Origin of the sequence: Caballeronia cordobensis (assembly GCF_001544575.2) — a bacterium.
GTDB lineage: Bacteria > Pseudomonadota > Gammaproteobacteria > Burkholderiales > Burkholderiaceae > Caballeronia > Caballeronia cordobensis.
Genome location: NZ_FCNY02000001.1, coordinates 165058 through 184776 on the forward strand (window position 1 = coordinate 165058; position 19719 = coordinate 184776).

20 protein-coding genes are annotated in these 19719 nt (G+C 63.1%); 13 read left to right on the plus strand and 7 right to left on the minus strand.

The window, feature by feature from the left end; translation table 11 throughout:
• Nucleotides 1-13: 13 nt before the first annotated feature.
• From queA to secF, 5 genes are all read left to right on the plus strand, one after another.
• Nucleotides 14-1057 carry a tRNA preQ1(34) S-adenosylmethionine ribosyltransferase-isomerase QueA gene (gene queA, locus AWB70_RS00705; RefSeq protein WP_053567434.1) on the plus strand — a complete coding sequence of 348 codons (1044 nt, stop codon included), beginning with the start codon at nucleotides 14-16 and terminating at the stop codon, nucleotides 1055-1057.
• 58 nt (nucleotides 1058-1115) lie between these two features.
• Nucleotides 1116-2279 (plus strand): tRNA guanosine(34) transglycosylase Tgt, encoded by a 1164-nt coding sequence (tgt, locus tag AWB70_RS00710; RefSeq protein WP_053567433.1) that lies wholly within the window; start codon nucleotides 1116-1118, stop codon nucleotides 2277-2279.
• A gap of 208 nt (nucleotides 2280-2487) precedes the next feature.
• Nucleotides 2488-2814, plus strand: a complete 327-nt coding sequence (gene yajC, locus AWB70_RS00715; protein WP_014190436.1) for a preprotein translocase subunit YajC — start codon at nucleotides 2488-2490, stop codon at nucleotides 2812-2814.
• Between the two features lie 138 nt (nucleotides 2815-2952).
• Nucleotides 2953-5028, plus strand: a complete 2076-nt coding sequence (gene secD / locus AWB70_RS00720; protein ID WP_053567432.1) for a protein translocase subunit SecD — start codon at nucleotides 2953-2955, stop codon at nucleotides 5026-5028.
• A 27-nt stretch (nucleotides 5029-5055) separates the two neighbouring features.
• Entirely contained in the window at nucleotides 5056-6006 is a 951-nt protein-coding gene (gene secF, locus AWB70_RS00725; protein ID WP_014190434.1) for a protein translocase subunit SecF, read from the plus strand.
• Nucleotides 6007-6083: 77 nt separating this feature from the next.
• Here secF and AWB70_RS00730 read toward each other — a convergent pair whose 3' ends face one another.
• From AWB70_RS00730 to AWB70_RS00740, 3 genes are all read right to left on the minus strand, one after another.
• A complete protein-coding gene (locus AWB70_RS00730) occupies nucleotides 6084-6662 on the minus strand; it encodes a YceI family protein (protein WP_053567431.1) in 579 nt (192 codons plus the stop codon).
• A gap of 51 nt (nucleotides 6663-6713) precedes the next feature.
• On the minus strand, nucleotides 6714-7268 hold the full coding sequence (locus AWB70_RS00735; RefSeq protein ID WP_014190432.1) for a YceI family protein: 555 nt from the start codon (nucleotides 7266-7268) through the stop codon (nucleotides 6714-6716).
• 125 nt (nucleotides 7269-7393) lie between these two features.
• Nucleotides 7394-7963, minus strand: coding sequence for a cytochrome b (locus AWB70_RS00740; RefSeq protein WP_053567430.1), 570 nt, complete (start codon nucleotides 7961-7963; stop codon nucleotides 7394-7396).
• A gap of 454 nt (nucleotides 7964-8417) precedes the next feature.
• On the opposite strand from AWB70_RS00740, the gene AWB70_RS00745 reads away from it, so the two are divergent.
• From AWB70_RS00745 to AWB70_RS00765, 5 genes are all read left to right on the plus strand, one after another.
• A complete protein-coding gene (locus AWB70_RS00745; RefSeq protein WP_053567429.1) occupies nucleotides 8418-9059 on the plus strand; it encodes a paraquat-inducible protein A in 642 nt (213 codons plus the stop codon).
• Entirely contained in the window at nucleotides 9056-9736 is a 681-nt protein-coding gene (locus AWB70_RS00750) for a paraquat-inducible protein A (RefSeq protein WP_053567428.1), read from the plus strand. Before AWB70_RS00745 ends, AWB70_RS00750 begins: the two co-directional genes overlap by 4 nt.
• Nucleotides 9729-11411 carry a PqiB family protein gene (locus AWB70_RS00755; protein WP_014190428.1) on the plus strand — a complete coding sequence of 561 codons (1683 nt, stop codon included), beginning with the start codon at nucleotides 9729-9731 and terminating at the stop codon, nucleotides 11409-11411. The genes AWB70_RS00750 and AWB70_RS00755 overlap by 8 nt, the downstream gene beginning before the upstream one ends.
• Nucleotides 11408-12121, plus strand: coding sequence for a PqiC family protein (locus tag AWB70_RS00760; RefSeq protein ID WP_053567427.1), 714 nt, complete (start codon nucleotides 11408-11410; stop codon nucleotides 12119-12121). Before AWB70_RS00755 ends, AWB70_RS00760 begins: the two co-directional genes overlap by 4 nt.
• A gap of 150 nt (nucleotides 12122-12271) precedes the next feature.
• Nucleotides 12272-12883, plus strand: coding sequence for a glutathione S-transferase family protein (locus AWB70_RS00765; protein WP_014190426.1), 612 nt, complete (start codon nucleotides 12272-12274; stop codon nucleotides 12881-12883).
• 13 nt (nucleotides 12884-12896) lie between these two features.
• On the opposite strand, the gene AWB70_RS00770 is transcribed toward AWB70_RS00765, so the two are convergent.
• The 4 genes from AWB70_RS00770 to AWB70_RS00785 form a co-directional block, all read right to left on the minus strand.
• Nucleotides 12897-13931 (minus strand): alpha/beta hydrolase, encoded by a 1035-nt coding sequence (locus tag AWB70_RS00770; protein WP_053567426.1) that lies wholly within the window; start codon nucleotides 13929-13931, stop codon nucleotides 12897-12899.
• A 281-nt stretch (nucleotides 13932-14212) separates the two neighbouring features.
• Nucleotides 14213-14770, minus strand: coding sequence for a TetR/AcrR family transcriptional regulator (locus tag AWB70_RS00775; RefSeq protein ID WP_053567602.1), 558 nt, complete (start codon nucleotides 14768-14770; stop codon nucleotides 14213-14215).
• A 143-nt stretch (nucleotides 14771-14913) separates the two neighbouring features.
• Nucleotides 14914-16044: a tRNA 2-thiouridine(34) synthase MnmA gene (mnmA, locus tag AWB70_RS00780; protein WP_053567425.1), complete on the minus strand. Its 1131-nt coding sequence runs from the start codon at nucleotides 16042-16044 to the stop codon at nucleotides 14914-14916.
• A 13-nt stretch (nucleotides 16045-16057) separates the two neighbouring features.
• Entirely contained in the window at nucleotides 16058-16540 is a 483-nt protein-coding gene (locus tag AWB70_RS00785) for an NUDIX hydrolase (RefSeq protein WP_053567424.1), read from the minus strand.
• Between the two features lie 224 nt (nucleotides 16541-16764).
• Here AWB70_RS00785 and AWB70_RS00790 point away from each other — a divergent pair, with 224 nt between their 5' ends.
• The 3 genes from AWB70_RS00790 to AWB70_RS00800 are packed head-to-tail and all read left to right on the plus strand — an operon-like array spanning nucleotide 16765 to nucleotide 19687.
• Nucleotides 16765-17910, plus strand: a complete 1146-nt coding sequence (locus AWB70_RS00790; protein ID WP_053567423.1) for a Re/Si-specific NAD(P)(+) transhydrogenase subunit alpha — start codon at nucleotides 16765-16767, stop codon at nucleotides 17908-17910.
• A gap of 13 nt (nucleotides 17911-17923) precedes the next feature.
• Nucleotides 17924-18244 (plus strand): NAD(P) transhydrogenase subunit alpha part 2, encoded by a 321-nt coding sequence (locus AWB70_RS00795; protein WP_008351539.1) that lies wholly within the window; start codon nucleotides 17924-17926, stop codon nucleotides 18242-18244.
• Nucleotides 18245-19687 carry an NAD(P)(+) transhydrogenase (Re/Si-specific) subunit beta gene (locus AWB70_RS00800; RefSeq protein ID WP_053567422.1) on the plus strand — a complete coding sequence of 481 codons (1443 nt, stop codon included), beginning with the start codon at nucleotides 18245-18247 and terminating at the stop codon, nucleotides 19685-19687.
• Nucleotides 19688-19719: the final 32 nt, after the last annotated feature.

Consider the following 19719-nt stretch of genomic DNA (forward strand, 5'->3'; position numbering starts at 1 on the left):
CAACGTTCAAGCCATGTTCACGCTTTCCGATTTCGATTTTAATCTGCCGCCCGAGCTGATCGCGCAGAGTGCGCTCGCCGAGCGCAGCGCAAGCCGCCTGCTCGACGTGTCCGGCGGCCCGACGACAACCCGGCTCGTCGACCGGCGCTTCTCCGAGTTGCCGAATCTCGTCGATGCCGGCGACCTGCTGGTGTTCAACGATACCAAAGTCCTGAAGGCGCGCTTCTTCGGCCAGAAGGCCAGCGGCGGGCGCGTCGAAGTGCTGGTCGAGCGTCTGACCGGCGCGACCACGGCGCTCGCGCAGATCCGCGCGAGCAAGAGCCCGGCCGAAGGCGGCACGATCCGCCTCGCGGATGCGTTCGACGTGACCGTCGGCGAGCGCGTCGAGCCGTTCTACACGCTGCATTTCCCGGCCGAATGCCTGACGCTCATCGAGCAATACGGGCGCTTGCCGCTGCCGCCGTACATCGAGCACGACGCCGACGCCTACGACGAAACGCGCTATCAGACGGTCTATGCGGCCAATCCGGGCGCGGTGGCCGCGCCGACCGCCGGCCTGCATTTCGACGACGCGCTTTTCGCCGAACTGGACGCGCGTGGCGTCGAGCGCGCGACCCTGACGCTGCATGTCGGCGCGGGCACGTTTCAGCCGGTGCGCGTGGAGAATATCGCCGAGCACAAGATGCACAGCGAGTGGTACGACCTGCCGCAATCGCTCGCCGAGCGCATCGCGGCGGTGAAGGCGCGCGGCAATAAGGTGATCGCGGTCGGCACCACGTCGATGCGCGCGCTGGAAGCCGCCGCCCGCGACGCCGCGCAGGCGGGCAAACCGCTTGCCGCGACGCAGGCGGAAACCGACATCTTCATCACGCCGGGCTACGAATTCCGCGTCGTCGACCGGCTGGTGACGAATTTCCACTTGCCGAAATCGACGCTGCTGATGCTCGTGTCCGCGTTCGCCGGCATGGAGACGATCCGCGACGCATACAAACACGCGATCGAGCAGCGTTATCGCTTTTTCAGTTACGGCGACGCGATGTTGCTGACGCGCGCTTAACCCGTTTCATCAACACACTTTGCGCCGGACTGTTCTCCGGTTGCAGGAGCTTCAGAAGATGACCGAAGGTCAACATAATCCGCCCGAAAACGGGCTCAAGTTCGAATTGCTCACGACTGACGGCCAGGCGCGCCGCGGCCGTCTCACGCTCAATCACGGCGTCGTCGAAACGCCGATTTTCATGCCGGTCGGCACCTACGGCACCGTCAAGGCGATCCAGCCGCGAGAACTGGAAGAAATCCGCGCGCAAATCATCCTCGGCAACACGTTTCACCTCTGGCTGCGTCCGGGGCTCGAAGTCATCGGCGCACACGGCGGCCTGCACAAGTTCATGGGATGGAATCGGCCGATCCTCACCGACTCCGGCGGCTTTCAGGTGTTTTCGCTGGGCGATCTGCGCAAAATCACCGAAGATGGCGTTACGTTCGCCTCACCGATCAATGGCGACAAGCTGTTCCTCTCGCCCGAAGTGTCGATGCAGATCCAGAAGGTGCTGAACTCGGACATCGTCATGCAGTTCGACGAATGCACGCCCTACTCGACCAACGGCATTGCGACTTCGCACAAGGACGCCGCCGACTCCATGCGCATGTCGATGCGCTGGGCGAAGCGCTCCATCGACGAATTCAACCGGCTCGGCAATCCGAATGCGCTCTTCGGCATCGTGCAGGGCGGCATGTTCGAGGACCTGCGCGACGAATCGCTCGCGGGCCTCTCCGATATCGGCTTTCACGGCCTCGCGATCGGCGGCCTGTCGGTCGGCGAGCCGAAGGAAGACATGATGCGCGTGCTGAACCATATCGGCCCGAAGCTGCCCGCCGACAAGCCGCATTACCTGATGGGCGTCGGCACGCCGGAAGATCTCGTCGCGGGCGTGGCGGCGGGCGTCGACATGTTCGACTGCGTGATGCCCACGCGCAACGCGCGCAACGGCTGGCTCTTCACGCGCTTCGGCGACCTGAAGATCAAGAACGCGACGCACAAGAACTCGATGAAGCCGCTCGACGAATCCTGCGGCTGCTATACGTGCCGGAACTTCACGCGCGGCTATCTGCATCATCTGCATCGCGTGGGCGAAATTCTCGGCGCGCAACTCAATACGATTCACAACCTGCACTACTACCTCGAACTGATCGGCGAAGTGCGCGAATCGATCGAGAATCACACGTTCGATGCGTTCCGCAAGACCTTTGCGGAAAACCGGGCGCGCGGCGTCGATTGAGGCGCGTCTCGAAACGGCGCGACGGGGTTTACAATCTGCTTTCTATCGCTTGCGGAAAATGCCGCGGAATTTCGGGAAAAGCTGCCGTAACGGCTTGATGCCAAAGCATTCCCGGGGTCTCGCGGCATGGGCGGGTGGTAGAATACCGGGCTAATTTCTATTCGAGTTTTTCGAACGTATTTCTGACGTTTTTAACGGAGAGACCAACGTGTCGTTCATTTCCAATGCCTTTGCACAAGGCGCAACCGGTGGCGCGGAATCGAGCCTGATGAGCTTCCTGCCGCTGATCCTGATGTTCGCGGTGCTGTACTTCATCATGATCCGTCCGCAGATGAAGCGTCAGAAGGAGCATCGCAACATGCTCTCTGCGATGGCAAAGGGCGACGAAGTCGTGACGAACGGCGGTATCGTCGGCAAGGTGACGAAGGTGTCGGACGCGTACGTGGGCGTGGAAATCGCCGAAGGCACGGAAATCACCGTGCAGAAGGCCGCCGTCACGACCATTCTCCCGAAGGGCACGATCAAGTCGCTGTAAGGCCCGCGGTAAGGCCAATCGTTCCATCGCGTCCGGCGCGGCCTCGCTTGGCGAGCCATCCGCGTCTTCCGACCGGCCCGCAGCGCATATCGCCGGACGCCCTCTCCCCCGAAGCCAACTTTCCGGTCGGCCATCCCCATGAATCGTTATCCCCTCTGGAAGTATGTCGTGATGCTGGTGGCGCTCGTCATCGGCCTCGTGTACACGCTCCCCAACTTCTTCGGCGAAGCGCCCGCAGTTCAGGTGTCGAGCGGCAAGGCGACGGTCAAGCTCGATTCGTCGACGCTCTCGACCGTCGAAGCCGCGCTCGCCGCGAGCAACATCAAGGCCGACGAAGTCACCTTCGACAACGCGCAGCTGAACGCGAACATCCGCGTGCGCCTGAAGGACACGGACACGCAGCTGCACGTGAAAGATCTGCTCACGAAAGCGCTGAACGCCGATCCGTCCGATCCGCAGTACATCGTCGCGCTGAACCTGCAGAGCGCCTCGCCGCGCTGGCTGACGGCCCTGCACGCGCTGCCGATGTACCTCGGTCTCGACCTGCGCGGCGGCGTGCACTTCCTGCTGCAGGTCGACATGGCCGGCGCGCTCAACAAGAAGCTCGACTCCGACGCCGCCGACGCGCGCACGTACCTGCGCGACCGCAATATCCGCGACGGCGGCGTGAACCGCGTCGGGCAATCGGTCGCCGTGAATTTTTCGGATCAGGCCGCGGCGGACAACGCGCGCACGCTGCTCCAGACGGGCGTGTCCGAACTGCAGTGGACCACGCGCCAGGGCGGCGACGGCTTCCAGGTCGTCGGCACCTTCGCGCCGGACGCGCAGAAGACCGTCGAGGATGCCGCGCTCAAACAGAACATCACCACGCTGCATAACCGCGTAAACGAGCTCGGCGTCGCGGAGCCGGTGATCCAGCAGCAGGGCTCGGACCGCATCGTGGTCGAGCTGCCGGGCGTGCAGGACACAGCGAAGGCGAAGGACATCATCGGCCGCACGGCGACGCTCGAAGCGCGTCTCGCCGACCCGATCAACACCTATATCGGCCCGAACGACGCGGTGCCGCCCGGCGACGAGGCGTTCAAGCAGGGCGACCGCATCGTGCTCCTGCGCAAGCAGGTGATCTTCACCGGCGACCGCATCGTCGATGCATCCGCGGGCTTCGACGAGCATCAGCGCCCGTCCGTCAACATCCGTCTCGATTCCGCTGGCGGCCGCGCGGTGTCGGCGGTGTCGCGCGACAACATCGGCAAGCCGATGGCCATGGTGCTCTTCGAAAAGGGCAAGGGCGAAGTGCTGACGGTCGCGACCATCCAGTCCGAACTCGGCGACCGCTTCTCGATCACCGGCCAGCCGACGCCGCAAGCCGCCACCGATCTCGCGCTGCTGCTGCGCGCCGGTTCGCTCGCGGCGCCGATGGATATCATCGAGGAACGCACGGTCGGCCCGAGCCTCGGCGCGGACAACATCAAGAAGGGTTTCGATTCGGTCACGTACGGTTTCGCCGCGATCGCCGTCTTCATGATCGCGTACTACCTGCTGTTCGGCCTGTTCTCGATGCTCTCGTTGTCGGTCAACCTGCTCTTGCTGGTCGCGGTGCTTTCGCTGCTGCAGGCCACGCTGACGTTGCCGGGCATCGCGGCTATCGCGCTCGCGCTCGGTATGGCGATCGACGCCAACGTGCTGATCAACGAGCGTATCCGCGAAGAACTGCGTAACGGCGCGCCGCCGCAGACCGCGATTCAGGAAGGCTTCAAGCACGCCTGGGCGACGATTCTCGACTCGAACGTCACCACGCTGATCGCCGGTCTCGCCCTGCTCGCTTTCGGTTCGGGCCCGGTGCGCGGCTTCGCGGTCGTGCACTGCATCGGCATTCTCACGTCGATGTTCTCGGCCGTGTTCTTCTCGCGCGGCCTCGTGAACCTGTGGTACGGCGGCAAGAAGAAGCTGAAGTCGCTCGCGATCGGTCAGGTGTGGCGTCCGGACGGCGCGAATGCCGAAGCGGCCGCGGCGGCTTATCTCGCGGCGCAGCGCGGCGACGACTCGCCCGTGGACGAAATCGTGAAGACGGCCAAGGGCAAGACGAAGACCGCCGTGGCCGCGCCGCGCGCACCGGAACCGGCCACTCAGGCGAGCCCGCGCACCGGCAAGCCGTCGGTGCGCCGCCGCTCCGGTCCCGGCATCGATCAACAGAAACCGGGCCAGTCGCACTGATCCCGCTCTAGTCCGGAGAGACAAGACATGGAATTTTTCCGCATCCGCCGCGACTTGCCGTTCATGGAGCGCGCGTTGATTTTCAACGTGATTTCGCTCGTGACGTTCCTCGTGGCCGTGTTTTTCCTCATGCATCGCGGCCTGCATCTGTCGGTGGAGTTCACCGGCGGCACGGTCGTCGAAGTGCAGTATCCGCAAGCCGCGCAACTCGAACCCGTGCGCGCGTCGATGGCAAAGCTCGGCTATGCCGACGCGCAGGTGCAGAACTTCGGCACCTCGCAGGACGTGCTGATCCGTCTGCCGCTCAAGCAGGGCCTGACCTCGGCGCAGCAGAGCGATCAGGTGATGACCGCGCTCAAGGCCGACAACGCGCAAGTGAAGCTGCAGCGCGTGGAGTTCGTCGGACCGCAGGTGGGCAAGGAGCTCGTCACGAACGGCCTGCTCGCGCTCGCGTGCGTGGTGATCGGCATCGTCATTTACCTGTCGTTTCGCTTCGAATGGAAGTACGCGGTGGCGGGCGTCATCGCGAACCTGCACGACGTGGTGATCATTCTCGGCTTCTTCGCTTACTTCCAGTGGGAGTTCTCGCTGTCGGTGCTGGCGGCGATTCTCGCGGTGCTCGGCTATTCGGTGAACGAGTCGGTGGTTATCTTCGACCGGATTCGCGAGACGTTCCGCAAGCAGCGCAAGATGACGGTCAAGGAAGTCATCGACCACGCGATCACGAGCACGATGTCGCGAACCATCATCACCCACGGCTGTACGGAAATGATGGTGCTGTCGATGTTCTTCTTCGGCGGCCCGACGCTGCACTACTTCGCGCTGGCGCTGACGGTGGGTATCCTGTTCGGTATCTATTCGTCGGTGTTCGTCGCGGCGGCGCTCGCCATGTGGTTCGGCGTGAAGCGCGAGGATCTCGTGAAGGACAAGAAGGACAAGTTCGATCCGAACGATCCGAACGCCGGCGCGCAGGTTTGAGCGGCGCGCGTGTCGTCAGGACGTAAAAAAGCGGCCGGTCTTCACAGACCGGCCGCTTTGTTTTCAGGCGCGGAGATTTACTGCTTCACGCCTTCCGCCTGAATATGCAGCACCGTCTTCAGGCTGAATCCATACGCCTTGCCGTAATCCATGCCGAAGTCGCCGCGATCGAAGGTCGTGGTGGCTTCCACGCCGCACACTTCCTTCTTCATCATCGGGTTCACGAAGCACTTGAAGCTTTCGACCTTCAGGTTGATCGGCTTGGTCACGCCGTGCATCGTCAGCGTGCCGATCACTTCCGAAGGCTTGTCGCCGTCGAACTTGATCGACGTGCCCTTGTACACGGCCGTCGGGTACTTCGCGACATCGAAGAACTCGGCTTTTTGCAGATGCTCGTCCAGCTTCACGTTGCCGGTGTTCACCGAAGCGATGTCGATCGTCACGTCGACCGTGCCGGTCTTGGCCGCGCGATCGAGCACGACGGTGCCGCTGCTCTTGTTGAACTTGCCGCGCCACGTCGAGATGCCGCCGAAGTGATCCGCTTCGAAGCTCGGATACGTGTGGTTCGGGTCGAGCTGATACGTGTCCGCCGCCATTGCGCCGAACGAAAGACCCATTGCGAGCGCGCCCGCCGCGATGATCGAAAGCTTTTTCAAGTTGTTCTCCTGACTAACCAGATACGCGCAGATACGCGAAAAATGCACCGCTCACTTCTTCGCGGCGACGATGTGAAACTTGATGACGACGTCGTCCGCCACGATCGACGTATCCTTCCATTCACCCGTTCCGACATCGAACTGGGTGCGTTTGATCGGCAGCGCGCCGTCGAAGGTCTCCGTCGCGCCCTGCTGCGTGACCGTCACCGGCACCGTGACGGTCTGCGACTTGCCCTTGATCGTGATCTTGCCCGTGACGTTGTACTTGTTGCCGCCCGCGGGCGCGATCGCGCTGGAGACGAAGGTCGCGGTCGGGTACTTGCCCGCATCGAACCATTCCGCGCCGCGCACCTGCTTGTTGTACTCGTCGTCGCCGAGGTCGTAGCTGCCGGTGTCGATCGTGATGTTCGCCGTGCCCGCCGCCGGCTTGGCCGGATCGAAGGCGATCTGCGCGCTGAACTTGTTGAACTTGCCGTCGGTAGGCACGTTCATCTGCTTCGAGGTGGCGATCACCGTGCTCTTGCTGACATCCACCTGCGCATGCGCGGCGGCTGCGATTGCGAGCGTAGCGGCCACGGCCATCCAACGATTGAGTTTCACTTTCATGTGTGCCCTGTTGAAACGATTCGATGCGGTTTGAAAAGGCAAACCGGTATTGGAAATCAAAAGAACGCAAGAACAATCAGCCGCCGGGAAACGTCCTGCCAACGGCGAGGAAACAATCGGCGCGCTTATCTGAGAAACGGCAGCATGCGCCCGAGCAAGCCGTCGCGATCGACGAAATGGTGCTTGAGCGCAGCGAGCACGTGCATGACGACGAAGAACAGCAGCGTGTAGTTCAACGCGACATGCACGATGCGCAGCGTGGCCTTCAGCGCCTTGTCCGGACCGATGATCGTCGGCAACGGCAGCACGCCGAGATACACGACCTGAATCCCCGCCGCCGAGCTGTACAGATAACCTGACACGGGAATGACAAGCATCAGCACGTAAAGCAGAAAGTGCGTGAGATTGGCCGCGCTCTGCTGCCAGCGCGGCATGCCGCCGGGCATCGGCGGCGCCGGGTGCGTGGCGCGCCACAGCACGCGCAGCAGCGCGAGCGCGAAGACCGTCACGCCGATCCACTTGTGCCACGAGAAGTACTTGAGCTTCGTGGGCGTGATGCCGGGGATATCGGTCATGATCCAGCCAAGGCCGAAGCCGCCGATGATCAACAACGCGATCAGCCAGTGCAAGCCGATCGCCGTGGCGCTGTAACCTTGCTCCGGCGCTGTCGCCGCGATGCGCGCACTGCTTTCCATATTGCTTTCACCCAGTGTGTTCGATGGTTCCCGGCTCGCCGTCAGCCGGCGACGAGTAGCGTAGGCCGCCATGCTACATCAACGATAACGATTTGCCAGCGCGCGCAAAATGCGCCTCGCAACGGCGCAAAGCCCCGTGCGGCGTGGCTTTGCGGGCTGCCGAACCACGCTTGTGTGCCCTCGCGTATCACGCATGCAACGAACTATTTCACGCGTGCAACGGTCGATGGAAACGCAAAGAGGCAGCGTGAACAGCGCCGCAATCCGGCCTGGAAGAGTTAACGAGCCACGAGATGATTTCATTCCGCTTGTAATGAAGCGTCATGCCCGGCTGCCATGGGGCCGACATCCATGCGTCATTTGATAACATGCTGCTGCGCATTGCGCTGGCCCGCGGCTTGCTACGCTCTCGCGGCGTCCGAAAAATCCGCTCGACCTTCTCGGGCCTCCGACCATGAACGCGAACGAACCGGACGAACTCATCGCGTGTCACGAATGCGACGCGCTTTTTCATAAACGTACATTGCCCCGGCGCACATCGGCGAAATGCCCGCGCTGCGGTTCACTGCTTTATCGCAGCATCTCGTCGAATCTCGACAAGATCTCCGCGATGACGCTCGCCGCGCTCGTCACGTTCGTGATCGCGCAGGCCTTTCCCATCGTCGAACTGGATGCCAACGGGCTGACCTCGCAGACGACGCTCATCGGCGCGATCGTCGCGCTGTGGAACGAGCAGATGGAGATCATGGCCGTCCTCGTCTTCTGCTCGACGGTCCTCTTTCCGTTGAGCGAACTCATCGCGCTGCTGTACGTGCTGATCCCGCTGCGCTCAGGCTACGTGCCGCCCGGCTTTCACGCATTGTTGCGCGCGATCCAGTTCGTGCGCCCGTGGGGGATGATCGAAGTCTTCATGCTCGGCGTGCTGGTCACGCTCGTGAAAATGGTGAGCATCGCGCGCGTGATCCCCGAAGCGGCGCTCTTCGCATTCGGCGCGCTCACGCTGATGTTCGCAGTCGTCGTGAGCTTCGATCCGCGCGCGCTATGGGACATCGCGAGCCGGCTCGGGCCGCGCCCCGCCACGAGGCCAAAGCAATGAGCGACACCATGGAACAGCCGGCAGGCGTCGATGCGCCGCAGCCGCAATTGACGACCGCCTCGCGCGCGCATCTCGTGTCCTGCCACGCGTGCGGGCTCGTGCAGCCGCTCGCGCATACCATCGAGAAGCAGCGCTGCACGCGCTGCGACGCGGTCGTGCACCGGCGCCATCCCGACAGCATCGCGCGCACCTGGGCACTGCTCATCAGCGCGGCGATTCTTTATATTCCCGCGAACCTGTTTCCGATCATGCATACGTCGTCGATCCTCGGCTCCGAGGACGACACCATCATGAGCGGCGTCGCGCTGTTCTGGAACGACGGCGACTATCCGCTCGCCGCCGTGATTTTCATCGCCAGCATTCTGGTGCCGATGCTCAAGCTCTTCACGCTCGGCTTTCTCGTCGTCAGCGTGCAGCGGCGTTCGCAATGGCAACCGCGCCAGCGCACGACGCTGTTTCGCATCGTCGAAGGCATCGGCCGCTGGTCGATGCTCGATGTCTTCGTGATCACGCTCACCATCGCGCTCGTGCGCTTCAAGTCGCTCGCCGTCATCACGCCGGGACCGGGCGCGCTCGCGTTCGCATCGGTCGTCGTACTGACGATGATCGCGTCCATGCAATTCGACCCGCGCCTCATCTGGGACAACATAGAACCGTCAGGAAAGAAACATGACTAGTGCCCAAGGTCCGAACGACCCGAAGCAGCCCGCGCCGCCGTCCGCCGACGGCAGCAACGGCGTTCAAGGCAAAGGCGGCGGACTGCCGCCGAATCTCCCCGAACCCGTGATCGAGCCGCGCAGCCGCTGGCTGCCCTCGCTCGTGTGGGTCATTCCGCTCGTCGCGGCGTTGATCGGGTTGATTCTGGTCGTGAAGACGGTGTCGAGCCGCGGACCGACCGTCACCATCAGCTTCATCTCCGCGGAAGGGCTCGAACCCGGCAAGACCAAGGTGAAGTTCAAAGACGTGGATATCGGCACGGTCAATTCCATCACGTTGTCGAAGGATCATTCGCACGTGCTCGTCGATGTGCAGCTCACCAAGGAAGCCACCGACTTCGCCGTGAAGGACACGCGCTTCTGGGTCGTGCGTCCGCGCGTCGCGGCAAGCGGCGTGACCGGCTTGTCGACGCTCTTGTCCGGCGCGTATATCGGCGTCGATGCGGGCAAATCGACCGTCGACGAGTCCTATTTCGTCGGGCTCGAAACGCCACCCGCCGTCACCGGCGACCAGAAGGGCCACACGTTCACGCTGCATGGCGAATCGCTCGGCTCGCTCGATATCGGCTCGCCGGTGTATTACCGGCGCGTGCAGGTGGGCCAGGTCGTCGCGTTTTCGCTCGACAAGGACGGCACCGGCGTCACGCTGCAGGTGTTCGTCACCGCGCCTTACGATCAGTACGTCGGCACCAATTCGCGCTGGTGGCATGCGAGCGGCGTCGATCTGCGGCTCGATTCGAGCGGCTTCACGCTCAACACGCAATCGCTCTCGACTGTGGTGCTCGGCGGCATCGCCTTCCAGACGCCGCCCAACCAGCAGTCCGGCCCGCAGGCGCAGAACAACGCCACCTTCCGTCTCGCTGGCGATCAGGCCGACGCGATGCGCGATCCCGACGGCCAGGCCCTGCATGTCGTGATGAACTTCAATCAGTCGCTACGCGGGCTGTCGGTCGGTGCGCCGGTCGATTTCCGCGGCATCGTGCTCGGTCAGGTGACGGGCATCGGCGTGCAATACGATCCGGTCTCGCATCAGTTCAGAATGCCGGTCACGATTGACATCTATCCCGATCGTCTCGGCAGTCGCGTGAGCCGCGCGCTTCCGGAACAGGGTTCGACCGCCAACCAGGACATGCTGCAATTGCTGGTGAAACGCGGCCTGCGCGGACAATTGCGCACCGGCAACCTGTTGACGAGCCAGCTGTATATCGCGCTCGACTTCTTCCCGAAGGCGCCCGCCGCTAAGGTGAGCGCGAGCACCGATCCGGTCGAGTTGCCGACGATTCCGAATACGCTCGACGAACTGCAACTGCAGATCGCGGATATCGCGCGCAAGATCGACAAGATTCCGTTCGACGAAATCGGCACGAACCTGAACGGCTCGCTGAAGAACGCCAACGCGCTGTTCAACCGGCTCGACAAGGAAGTCATGCCGGAGATGAAGGACACGCTCACGCAGGCGAAGAAGACTTTCGGGGATGCGCAATCCACCTTGCAGCAGGATTCGCCGCTGCAATCGGACGTGCATCAGGCGCTGCAGGAACTCACGCGCACGCTGCAATCGCTCAATTCGCTCGCGGATTATCTGGAACGTCATCCGGAATCGCTCGTGCGCGGCAAATCGGGAGACAAACCATGAAGTTCGGCTCGTTGATATCGACCCTGGGCGCGGCCGCGATGCTCGCCGCCTGCGCTTCGCCGGCGAGCCGTTTCTATACGCTCGGCGGCAGCGACGCGCGCCCGGTGTCGTCCGCGCCCGCTTCGTTCTATTTCGAGCTCGCGCCGGTCGACATGCCGCAGCAGGTCGCGCGCAATCAGTTGGTGGTGCAGACGAGCCCCGCGCAGGTACGCGTGCTCGAAGAAGAGCGCTGGGCGTCGCTGCCCGGCGATGAAGTGCGTCGCGCGCTGTCGGCCGATCTGACGCAGCAACTCGGCGCGATCGATGTCTACGGCACGCCGCATCCGGACGCCGTGCCGGTGTATCGCGTCAAGGTGAACGTGCAGCGCTTCGAATCGTGGCCGGGCGCGCAAGCCGTGATCGACGCCGTGTGGAGCGTGCGCGCCGCCGGCTCCGACATCGTGCTGACCTGCCGGACCGTGGCGCAGGAGCGCGTGGCCTCGGGCTACGACGCGCTCGTGGAGGGTCATCGCAAGGCGGTCGGTGAACTCGGGTCGGCGATCTCCGCAGGTATGCGCAGCCTGGGCTCGCTGCCGCACGCGACCGCGACGGCGAGCGCGCCGGCCGCGTCCGCGAAGGGCAAAGGCGGCGGCACGGCGGCAAAACCCGCGTCCGCGCCGGTGCTGCCGTGTCCCGTGGCAAGCGCGGCGACGACCGCCAGTTCGCAATAATTTGCCGCGCGCCGCAGCGCGCCGGGCGCGTCGTCGCATGTTGTGGGCAGGCGACATTGTCGTCCGCCGCTATCTCTAAATTGCCGATGGTTCGAGCGCGCCCGGTTAAGATCGTCGTCGCCCGCATTCCGGATCAACAGCGAAGAATAGATGATGAAACTGATCGGTTCGCACCCCAGCCCATTCGTCCGCAAGGTGCGGATCGTCATGGCGGAAAAGAAGATCGATTGCGAACTGGTGCTCGAAGACGTCTGGGCATCCGATTCGAAGATCCACGACTACAACCCGCTCGGCAAGGTGCCCTGCCTCATTCTGGACGACGGCGAAGCGGTGTTCGATTCGCGCGTCATCTGCGAGTACGTGGACACGCTCACGCCGGTCGGCAAGCTTTTGCCGCAGGAGCGGCGCGAGCGCACCGAAGTGCGTTGCTGGGAAGCGCTCGCCGACGGCATGCTCGACGCCGCCGTGCTGATCCGGCTCGAAGGCGTGGTGCGTGAAGAGGCGCAGCGCAGCGAAAAGTGGACGGCGCGGCAGCAGCGCAAGGTGGAAGACGGCCTGCGCGCGATGGCGCGCGGCCTCGGCTCGAAGCAATGGTGCTCGGCGAACCGCTTCACGCTCGCGGACATCGCATGCGGCTGCGCGCTCGGCTATCTCGATTTCCGGATGCCGGACCTGAACTGGCGCGACGCGCATCCGAACCTCGACAAATACTTCGCGCGCATCTCGCAGCGCCCGTCGTTCATCGACACCGCGCCCGTCTAAGGGCGCGTCGCCTTTACTTCTGAAGCGCGGCTCGCAGCGTCGCGTTCGCCTGACCGATGGCCGCGCGCGTGGCGGGCGTGTCGGCCAGCGCGTTGAGCATAACGAAGTCGTGGATCGTGCCGTTGTAGCGGACCGACGTGACCGGCACGCCTGCCTGCGTCAGCTTGCGGGCATAGGCTTCGCCTTCGTCGCGCAGCACGTCGTTTTCATCGGTGATGACGAGCGCGGGCGGCAATCCCTTCAGCTCATCGATGCTCGCGCGCAGCGGCGATGCCGTGATCTTCGCGCGGTCGGCTTCGTTCGGCGCGTAGGCGTCCCAGAACCACTTCATCGCGTCGCGCGTGAGCCAGGGCCCGTTCGCGAAGCGGGTGTACGAGCCGTCGTCGAAGCTCGCGTCCGTCACCGGATAGAAGAGCACTTGCGCGCGCAATGCCGGGCCGCCGCGCTCCTTCGCGAGCAGCGTGACCGCCGCCGTCATGTTGCCGCCGACGCTATCGCCCGCAACAGCCATGCGCGACGCATCGACGCCGAATTCGCGTGCGTGATCCGCGACGTAGCGCGTCGCCGCGTACGCCTCTTCGATCGGCACGGGATATTTCGTCTCGGGCGAACGGTCGTAATCGACGAACACGACGGCCGCCTGCGCGCCATTCGCGATTTCGCGCACGAGGCGGTCATGCGTGTTCTTGTCGCCGAGCACCCAGCCGCCGCCGTGGAAATACATGACGACGGGCAGCGCGCCCTTCGCGTGCTCGGGGCGCACGATGCGCAGCGCGATCTTGCCAGTCGGTCCTGCGTCGATCACGCGATCCTCGATCTTCGCGGCTTGCTTCTTTACCGGCTGCGCTTGCGCGCCGGCGAGCACGTTGCGCGCATCGGCGGGCGAGAGCGTGTAGATCGGCGGCAGGTTTTTCGCGGCAAGGGCGTCGATGAACTGCTGCGTCGCGGGCTCCAAAACCGGCGCGGCGGATTGCGCATGCGCTGCGGGTTGCGCCCACACGGCGGTTGCGACGGCGGCGGCGATGACAGCGGCTTTGAGTTCTTTCATTGATGCACTCCTTCCTTTTGAGTTGTCGAAAACGCAAACTGCATGACCAATTACATCTACTACTAGATAGACAATCGAGCGCATGTCGAACATATGATGTGCGACCTTTAGCGCTTCTTTCGTCGACGGAAAGCCGGTTTAAGCCCGCAAGAGCGCACAGAAGCGCCAGAATTCGATCAAGGCAATGTCGGTCGCCAAAATCTATCTACCTGAAGATAGTTTTTCAAACGACAATTCACGCGATTTTCACAAGGTTATCCACAGGCTTATCTACCGTTTATCTACCGGCGGACGGCATTTGCGACTTCTTCCAGCCGCGTACGCGTCTGAAACAGCCGGCAAGCAAGCAGGCTTCCCTGAAACGCGGCGTACAACGTGCGCGCCGCCGCCTCGGGATTGCCGCCGGCCACGAGCGTGTCCTGCGCTTCGCCTTCGGCGAGCACTTTCGCCAGCCAGTTCTCGTTCGCCTTGTAGAACGACTGCACCGCGTGCCGAACCTTCTCCGGCAACGATTCGATGTCCGCCGCGAGCATCCCGCACAGGCAAATCTGGTTCCCCCCGCCGATGATCCGTCCGAACAGCTTCGCGTAACGATCGAGCTTCTTGTCCGCCGGGGCCGAACTGTCGATGGCGTAGATCGATGACATGACATCCGCGCTGTAGGCGTTCACCGCTTCGAGCGCGAGGTCTTCCTTGGTCGGAAAGTAGTAGTGGATGCTCGACGTCTTCACCCCGACCAGTTCGGACAAGTCGCGGTAGCTGAACCCGTTGTAGCCGCGCGTCATCAAGAGCGTCTGAGCATGATCCAGCAGCGCTTCGCGTACGGTGTTGCGGTCCATTTCGGTCATTGTCCCTGCGTTCGATGTGTTTAATTTATCTATCACTAGATAGACGGTCAAGCACTTGTATCAAAATAGTTTTTATCGAATCGATAGGAAAAATGCAAAACGCCCTGACCGTAGCCAGGGCGCATACGCCGACTTCAGCGCGCGGCGGAAAGTACTGCGGCGTCCGCCGGCTCGCGGCCCGCCGCCGCATGCTCGATGATGCCGCCGCCCAGGCAGACGTCGCCCTGATACAGCACCGCGGATTGCCCCGGCGTCACGGCCCACTGCGCGTCATCGAAATGGAGCGCGAAGCGGCCGTCGTCGGCATGCGCGAAGCGGCACGCCGCATCCTGCTGACGATAACGCGTCTTCGCGCCGCACGCCGCGCCCTCTTCCGGCGCGAAGCCCGCGACCCAGCTCGTGTTGCCCGCGACGAGCGTCGGCGACAGCAGCCACGGGTGATCGTGCCCCTGCACGACGTAAAGCGTATTCGTCGCCATGTCCTTGCCGGCGACGAACCACGGCTCGCCGCTGCCGTCCTTCGCGCCACCGATGCCGATGCCCTTGCGCTGCCCGAACGTGTAGAACGCAAGTCCAATATGCTCGCCGACGATCTTGCCTTCCGCAGTCTTCATCGGGCCGGGTTTGGTCGGCAGATAGCGATTCAGGAATTCGCGGAACGGCCGTTCGCCGATGAAGCAAATGCCGGTCGAATCTTTCTTCTTGGCGTTCGGCAGGCCGATCTGCGCGGCGATTTCGCGCACCTTCGTCTTCGGAATCTCGCCGAGCGGAAAGAGCGTCTTCGAGAGTTGCGCCTGATTCAGCCGATGCAGGAAATACGACTGATCCTTGGTCGAATCGGTGGCCTTGAGTAGCTGGAAAAGCCCGTTCTGCTCGCGCACGCGTGCGTAATGTCCGGTCGCGATGGTTTCCGCGCCGAGCGACATCGCGTGGTCGAGGAACGCCTTGAACTTGATTTCGGCGTTGCAGAGCACGTCGGGATTGGGCGTGCGGCCCGCCGAATACTCGCGCAGGAATTCCGCGAACACGCGGTCTTTATATTCGGCGGCGAAGTTGACCGCCTCGACGTCGATGCCGAGCAGGTCCGCGACCGAAACGACGTCGATCCAGTCTTGCCGCGTCGAGCAATATTCGCCGTCGTCGTCGTCTTCCCAGTTCTTCATGAAGAGGCCGACCACGTCGTAGCCCTGCTCCTTCAGAAGCCATGCCGTCACCGACGAATCCACGCCGCCCGACATGCCCACCACTACTCTTCGCTTGCTCATAGGAACGAACGCCTCAGTTCCGCACTATCGGCGCGACCGAATGCGTATGAATGAAATCGAGCGGCACGCGCCGCCCGGATAAATAATCGTCGACACACTTCATCACGAGGGGTGTCCGGTGCCGGTCCGACGACGCCCGCAATTCGTCCGCGGTGAGCCACATCGCGCGCACGATGCCTTCATCGAGCGAACGGCCGGACTCTTCTCCCGACGACCTGCCGCAGAACGTGAACCGCAGGTACGTGACATCGCGGCCCGGCCGCGCGAAGTGCGTCATATAGGCGCCGACGAGCGCTTCGGGTTCGAAGCGATGCGCAGTTTCTTCGAGCGTCTCGCGGATCACGGCTTCGACGAGCGTTTCGCCCGCTTCGAGATGACCGGCCGGTTGGTTGATTCGCAGCCCTGCCGAGGTGTGCTCCTCGATGACGAGAAAACGGCCGTCCCGCTCGATGATGGCAGCCACCGTAACGTGGGGGGCCCAAGTATCTGATTTCATGGTCAGATATTTTACCGTCCTCGCACAGTTCCCGCGCAGCCGCCCTAAGGGTTAGCGCCGAGTGTGGGCAAAACGGAACGAGTGCCGGATCGGATTCTTGCGCGCGCATTCTTCGGTTACAGTTGCGATAGCCGTAAGTTCCAGCATTTGAAATATAAAACTCAGCCTTAAGCCTTCCTAAGCCTTGCCCGGTGACGAAGGCAACAAAGACAGGAGATTTGAAGATGCATATTGGAGTGCCTGCTGAAACGCGGGCGAACGAGGCGCGCGTCGCCGCTACGCCCGAAACGGTCAAAAAGCTCGTCACGCAAGGACATCGCGTTTCTGTCCAGAGCGGCGCGGGCTTGCCGGCAAGCTATATCGACGATGCGTTCGCTCAGGCGGGCGCGGATCTCGTCGATGCCGCCACGGCCTTTTCCGCCGAAATCGTCCTCAAGGTGCAATCGCCGAGCGAAACAGAACTGGTGATGCTCAAGCCGGGCGCCGTGCTCATCGGCATGCTCGATCCCTTCAACACCGAGAACACCGCACGGCTCGCATCCGCGAACGTGACCGCGTTCGCGCTCGAAGCCGCGCCCCGCACCACGCGCGCGCAAAGTCTCGACGTGCTCTCGTCGCAGGCCAACATCGCCGGTTATAAAGCCGTGCTGATGGCCTGCCAGTACTACCAGCGCTTCATGCCCATGCTGATGACCGCCGCCGGCACCGTGAAAGCGGCGCGTGTGCTCGTGCTCGGCGCGGGCGTCGCGGGCCTGCAGGCGATTGCGACGGCCAAGCGTCTCGGCGCGGTCGTCGAAGCGTCCGATGTGCGTCCGGCCGTGAAGGAGCAGATCGAATCGCTTGGCGGGAAGTTCGTGGACGTGCCGTTCGAAACCGATGAGGAACGCGAAGCGGCGGAAGGCGTCGGCGGCTACGCGCGCCCGATGCCGCCAAGCTGGCTCGCGCGGCAGTCGGCGCAGGTGCACGAACGTGCGAAGGCGGCGGACATCGTCATTTCGACGGCGCTGATTCCGGGCCGTCCCGCGCCGACGCTCATTTCCGTCGAAACGGTGAAGCACATGAAGCCGGGCAGCGTGATCGTCGATCTCGCCGCCGGACGCGGCCCCGAGTTCGAGGGCAAAAAAGGCGGCAACTGCCCGCTCACCGAAGTCGATACGGTGGTGATGAAGCACGGCGTGCATATCGTCGGCCACACGAATCTCGCTTCGATGGTCGGCGCCGATGCCTCCGCACTCTACGCCCGCAATCTCCTGGACTTCCTGAAGCTGATCATCACCAAGGAAGGCACGCTCAACATCGATCTCGCGGACGACATCGTCGCGGCCACGCTTCAGTGCCGCGACGGTCAAGTGGCGCGCGCCACCGCCTAACACGGAGACGCACATGGATGTCATCAATCACACGGTGATCAACCTCATCATCTTCGTGCTGGCCATTTACGTGGGCTATCACGTGGTGTGGAACGTCACGCCCGCGCTGCACACGCCGCTCATGGCCGTGACCAATGCGATTTCGGCGATCGTCATCGTCGGCGCGATGCTCGCGGTCGGTCTGACGGTCGGCGCGGCGGGCAAGTTCTTCGGCACGCTCGCCGTGCTGCTCGCGGCGGTGAACGTGTTCGGCGGCTTTCTCGTCACACGGCGAATGCTCGAGATGTTCAAGAAGAAAGAGCCCAAGAAGATCACGAGCAAGGAGGGCGCGTAAATGAGCCTTAACGTCGTTACTCTCCTGTATCTCGTCGCCTCGGTGTGCTTCATCCAGGCGTTGAAGGGCTTGTCCAATCCGAAGACTGCGCGCATCGGCAATACGTTCGGCATGGCGGGCATGGCGATCGCCATTCTCACCACGCTCGCGCTGATCGTGAAGCAGGCTGCGTTTCTCGAAGCGAATCTGGCGCTCGGGCTGTCGCTGCTGTTCGTCGCGCTGATCGTGGGCGGCGGCGCGGGCGCGTATATCGCGGCGAAAGTCGAGATGACGAAGATGCCCGAACTGGTCGCGGCGATGCACTCGCTGATCGGTCTTGCGGCGGTGTGTATCGCGTACGGCGTGGTGGCGGAGCCGGCCGCGTTCGGGCTTGCGCCGCTCGGCGAGCCGATTCCGTACGGCAATCGCGTCGAGTTGTTCATCGGCACGTTCGTCGGCGCGATCACGTTCTCGGGCTCGGTCATCGCGTTCGGGAAACTGTCGGGCAAGTACAAGTTCCGGCTGTTTCAGGGCGCGCCGGTCGTGTACTCGGGGCAGCATCTGATCAACCTGCTGCTGGCCGTCGCGATGGTCGGCTTCGGCGTAATCTTCATGGTCACCGAATCGTGGCTGCCGTTCATCATCATGACGATCATCGCGTTTTTGCTCGGCGTGCTGATCATCATTCCGATCGGCGGCGCGGACATGCCGGTGGTCGTGTCGATGCTGAACTCGTACTCGGGCTGGGCGGCGGCGGGCATCGGCTTCTCGCTGAACAATCCGATGCTGATCATCGCGGGCTCGCTGGTCGGTTCGTCGGGTGCGATTCTGTCGTACATCATGTGCAAGGCGATGAACCGGTCGTTCTTCAACGTGATTCTCGGCGGCTTCGGCGGCGAAGCGGGCGGTGCGACGGCGGGCGGTTCGACGGAGCAGCGTCCCGTCAAATCCGGTTCCGCCGATGACGCCGCGTTCATGCTCGGCAATGCGGAAAGCGTGGTAATCGTGCCGGGCTACGGCCTTGCGGTCGCGCGCGCGCAGCATGCGCTGAAGGAGCTGACGGACAAGCTCGTCGAGAAAGGCATCGATGTGCGTTACGCGATCCACCCTGTCGCGGGGCGCATGCCGGGGCACATGAACGTGCTGCTCGCCGAAGCCGAAGTGCCGTACGAAATGGTCCAGGAGATGGAGGACATCAACAGCGAGTTCGGCCAGACAGACGTCGTGCTGGTGCTCGGGGCGAACGACGTGGTGAACCCCGCCGCGAAGACCGATCCGAAATCGCCGATCGCGGGCATGCCGATTCTGGAGGCGTACAAGGCGCGGACCATCATCGTGAACAAGCGGTCGATGGCGGCGGGCTATGCCGGCCTCGACAACGAACTGTTCTATATGGACAAGACGATGATGGTGTTCGGGGACGCGAAGAAGGTGGTGGAGGAGATGATGAAGGCGGTGGAGTGACGATCATGGCGTAGCCGCGATCGAAGTCGTCG

Coding starts and splice junctions, on each gene's coding strand:
- queA (WP_053567434.1), top strand. CDS start 14: ATGTTCACGCTTTCCGATTTCGATTTTAATCTGCCGCCCGAGCTGATC.
- tgt (WP_053567433.1), top strand. CDS start 1,116: ATGACCGAAGGTCAACATAATCCGCCCGAAAACGGGCTCAAGTTCGAA.
- secD (WP_053567432.1), top strand. CDS start 2,953: ATGAATCGTTATCCCCTCTGGAAGTATGTCGTGATGCTGGTGGCGCTC.
- secF (WP_014190434.1), top strand. CDS start 5,056: ATGGAATTTTTCCGCATCCGCCGCGACTTGCCGTTCATGGAGCGCGCG.
- AWB70_RS00735 (WP_014190432.1), bottom strand. CDS start 7,268: ATGAAAGTGAAACTCAATCGTTGGATGGCCGTGGCCGCTACGCTCGCA.
- AWB70_RS00740 (WP_053567430.1), bottom strand. CDS start 7,963: ATGGAAAGCAGTGCGCGCATCGCGGCGACAGCGCCGGAGCAAGGTTAC.
- AWB70_RS00745 (WP_053567429.1), top strand. CDS start 8,418: ATGAACGCGAACGAACCGGACGAACTCATCGCGTGTCACGAATGCGAC.
- AWB70_RS00750 (WP_053567428.1), top strand. CDS start 9,056: ATGAGCGACACCATGGAACAGCCGGCAGGCGTCGATGCGCCGCAGCCG.
- AWB70_RS00755 (WP_014190428.1), top strand. CDS start 9,729: ATGACTAGTGCCCAAGGTCCGAACGACCCGAAGCAGCCCGCGCCGCCG.
- AWB70_RS00760 (WP_053567427.1), top strand. CDS start 11,408: ATGAAGTTCGGCTCGTTGATATCGACCCTGGGCGCGGCCGCGATGCTC.
- AWB70_RS00765 (WP_014190426.1), top strand. CDS start 12,272: ATGATGAAACTGATCGGTTCGCACCCCAGCCCATTCGTCCGCAAGGTG.
- AWB70_RS00770 (WP_053567426.1), bottom strand. CDS start 13,931: ATGAAAGAACTCAAAGCCGCTGTCATCGCCGCCGCCGTCGCAACCGCC.
- AWB70_RS00775 (WP_053567602.1), bottom strand. CDS start 14,770: ATGGACCGCAACACCGTACGCGAAGCGCTGCTGGATCATGCTCAGACG.
- mnmA (WP_053567425.1), bottom strand. CDS start 16,044: ATGAGCAAGCGAAGAGTAGTGGTGGGCATGTCGGGCGGCGTGGATTCG.
- AWB70_RS00785 (WP_053567424.1), bottom strand. CDS start 16,540: ATGAAATCAGATACTTGGGCCCCCCACGTTACGGTGGCTGCCATCATC.
- AWB70_RS00790 (WP_053567423.1), top strand. CDS start 16,765: ATGCATATTGGAGTGCCTGCTGAAACGCGGGCGAACGAGGCGCGCGTC.
- AWB70_RS00795 (WP_008351539.1), top strand. CDS start 17,924: ATGGATGTCATCAATCACACGGTGATCAACCTCATCATCTTCGTGCTG.
- AWB70_RS00800 (WP_053567422.1), top strand. CDS start 18,245: ATGAGCCTTAACGTCGTTACTCTCCTGTATCTCGTCGCCTCGGTGTGC.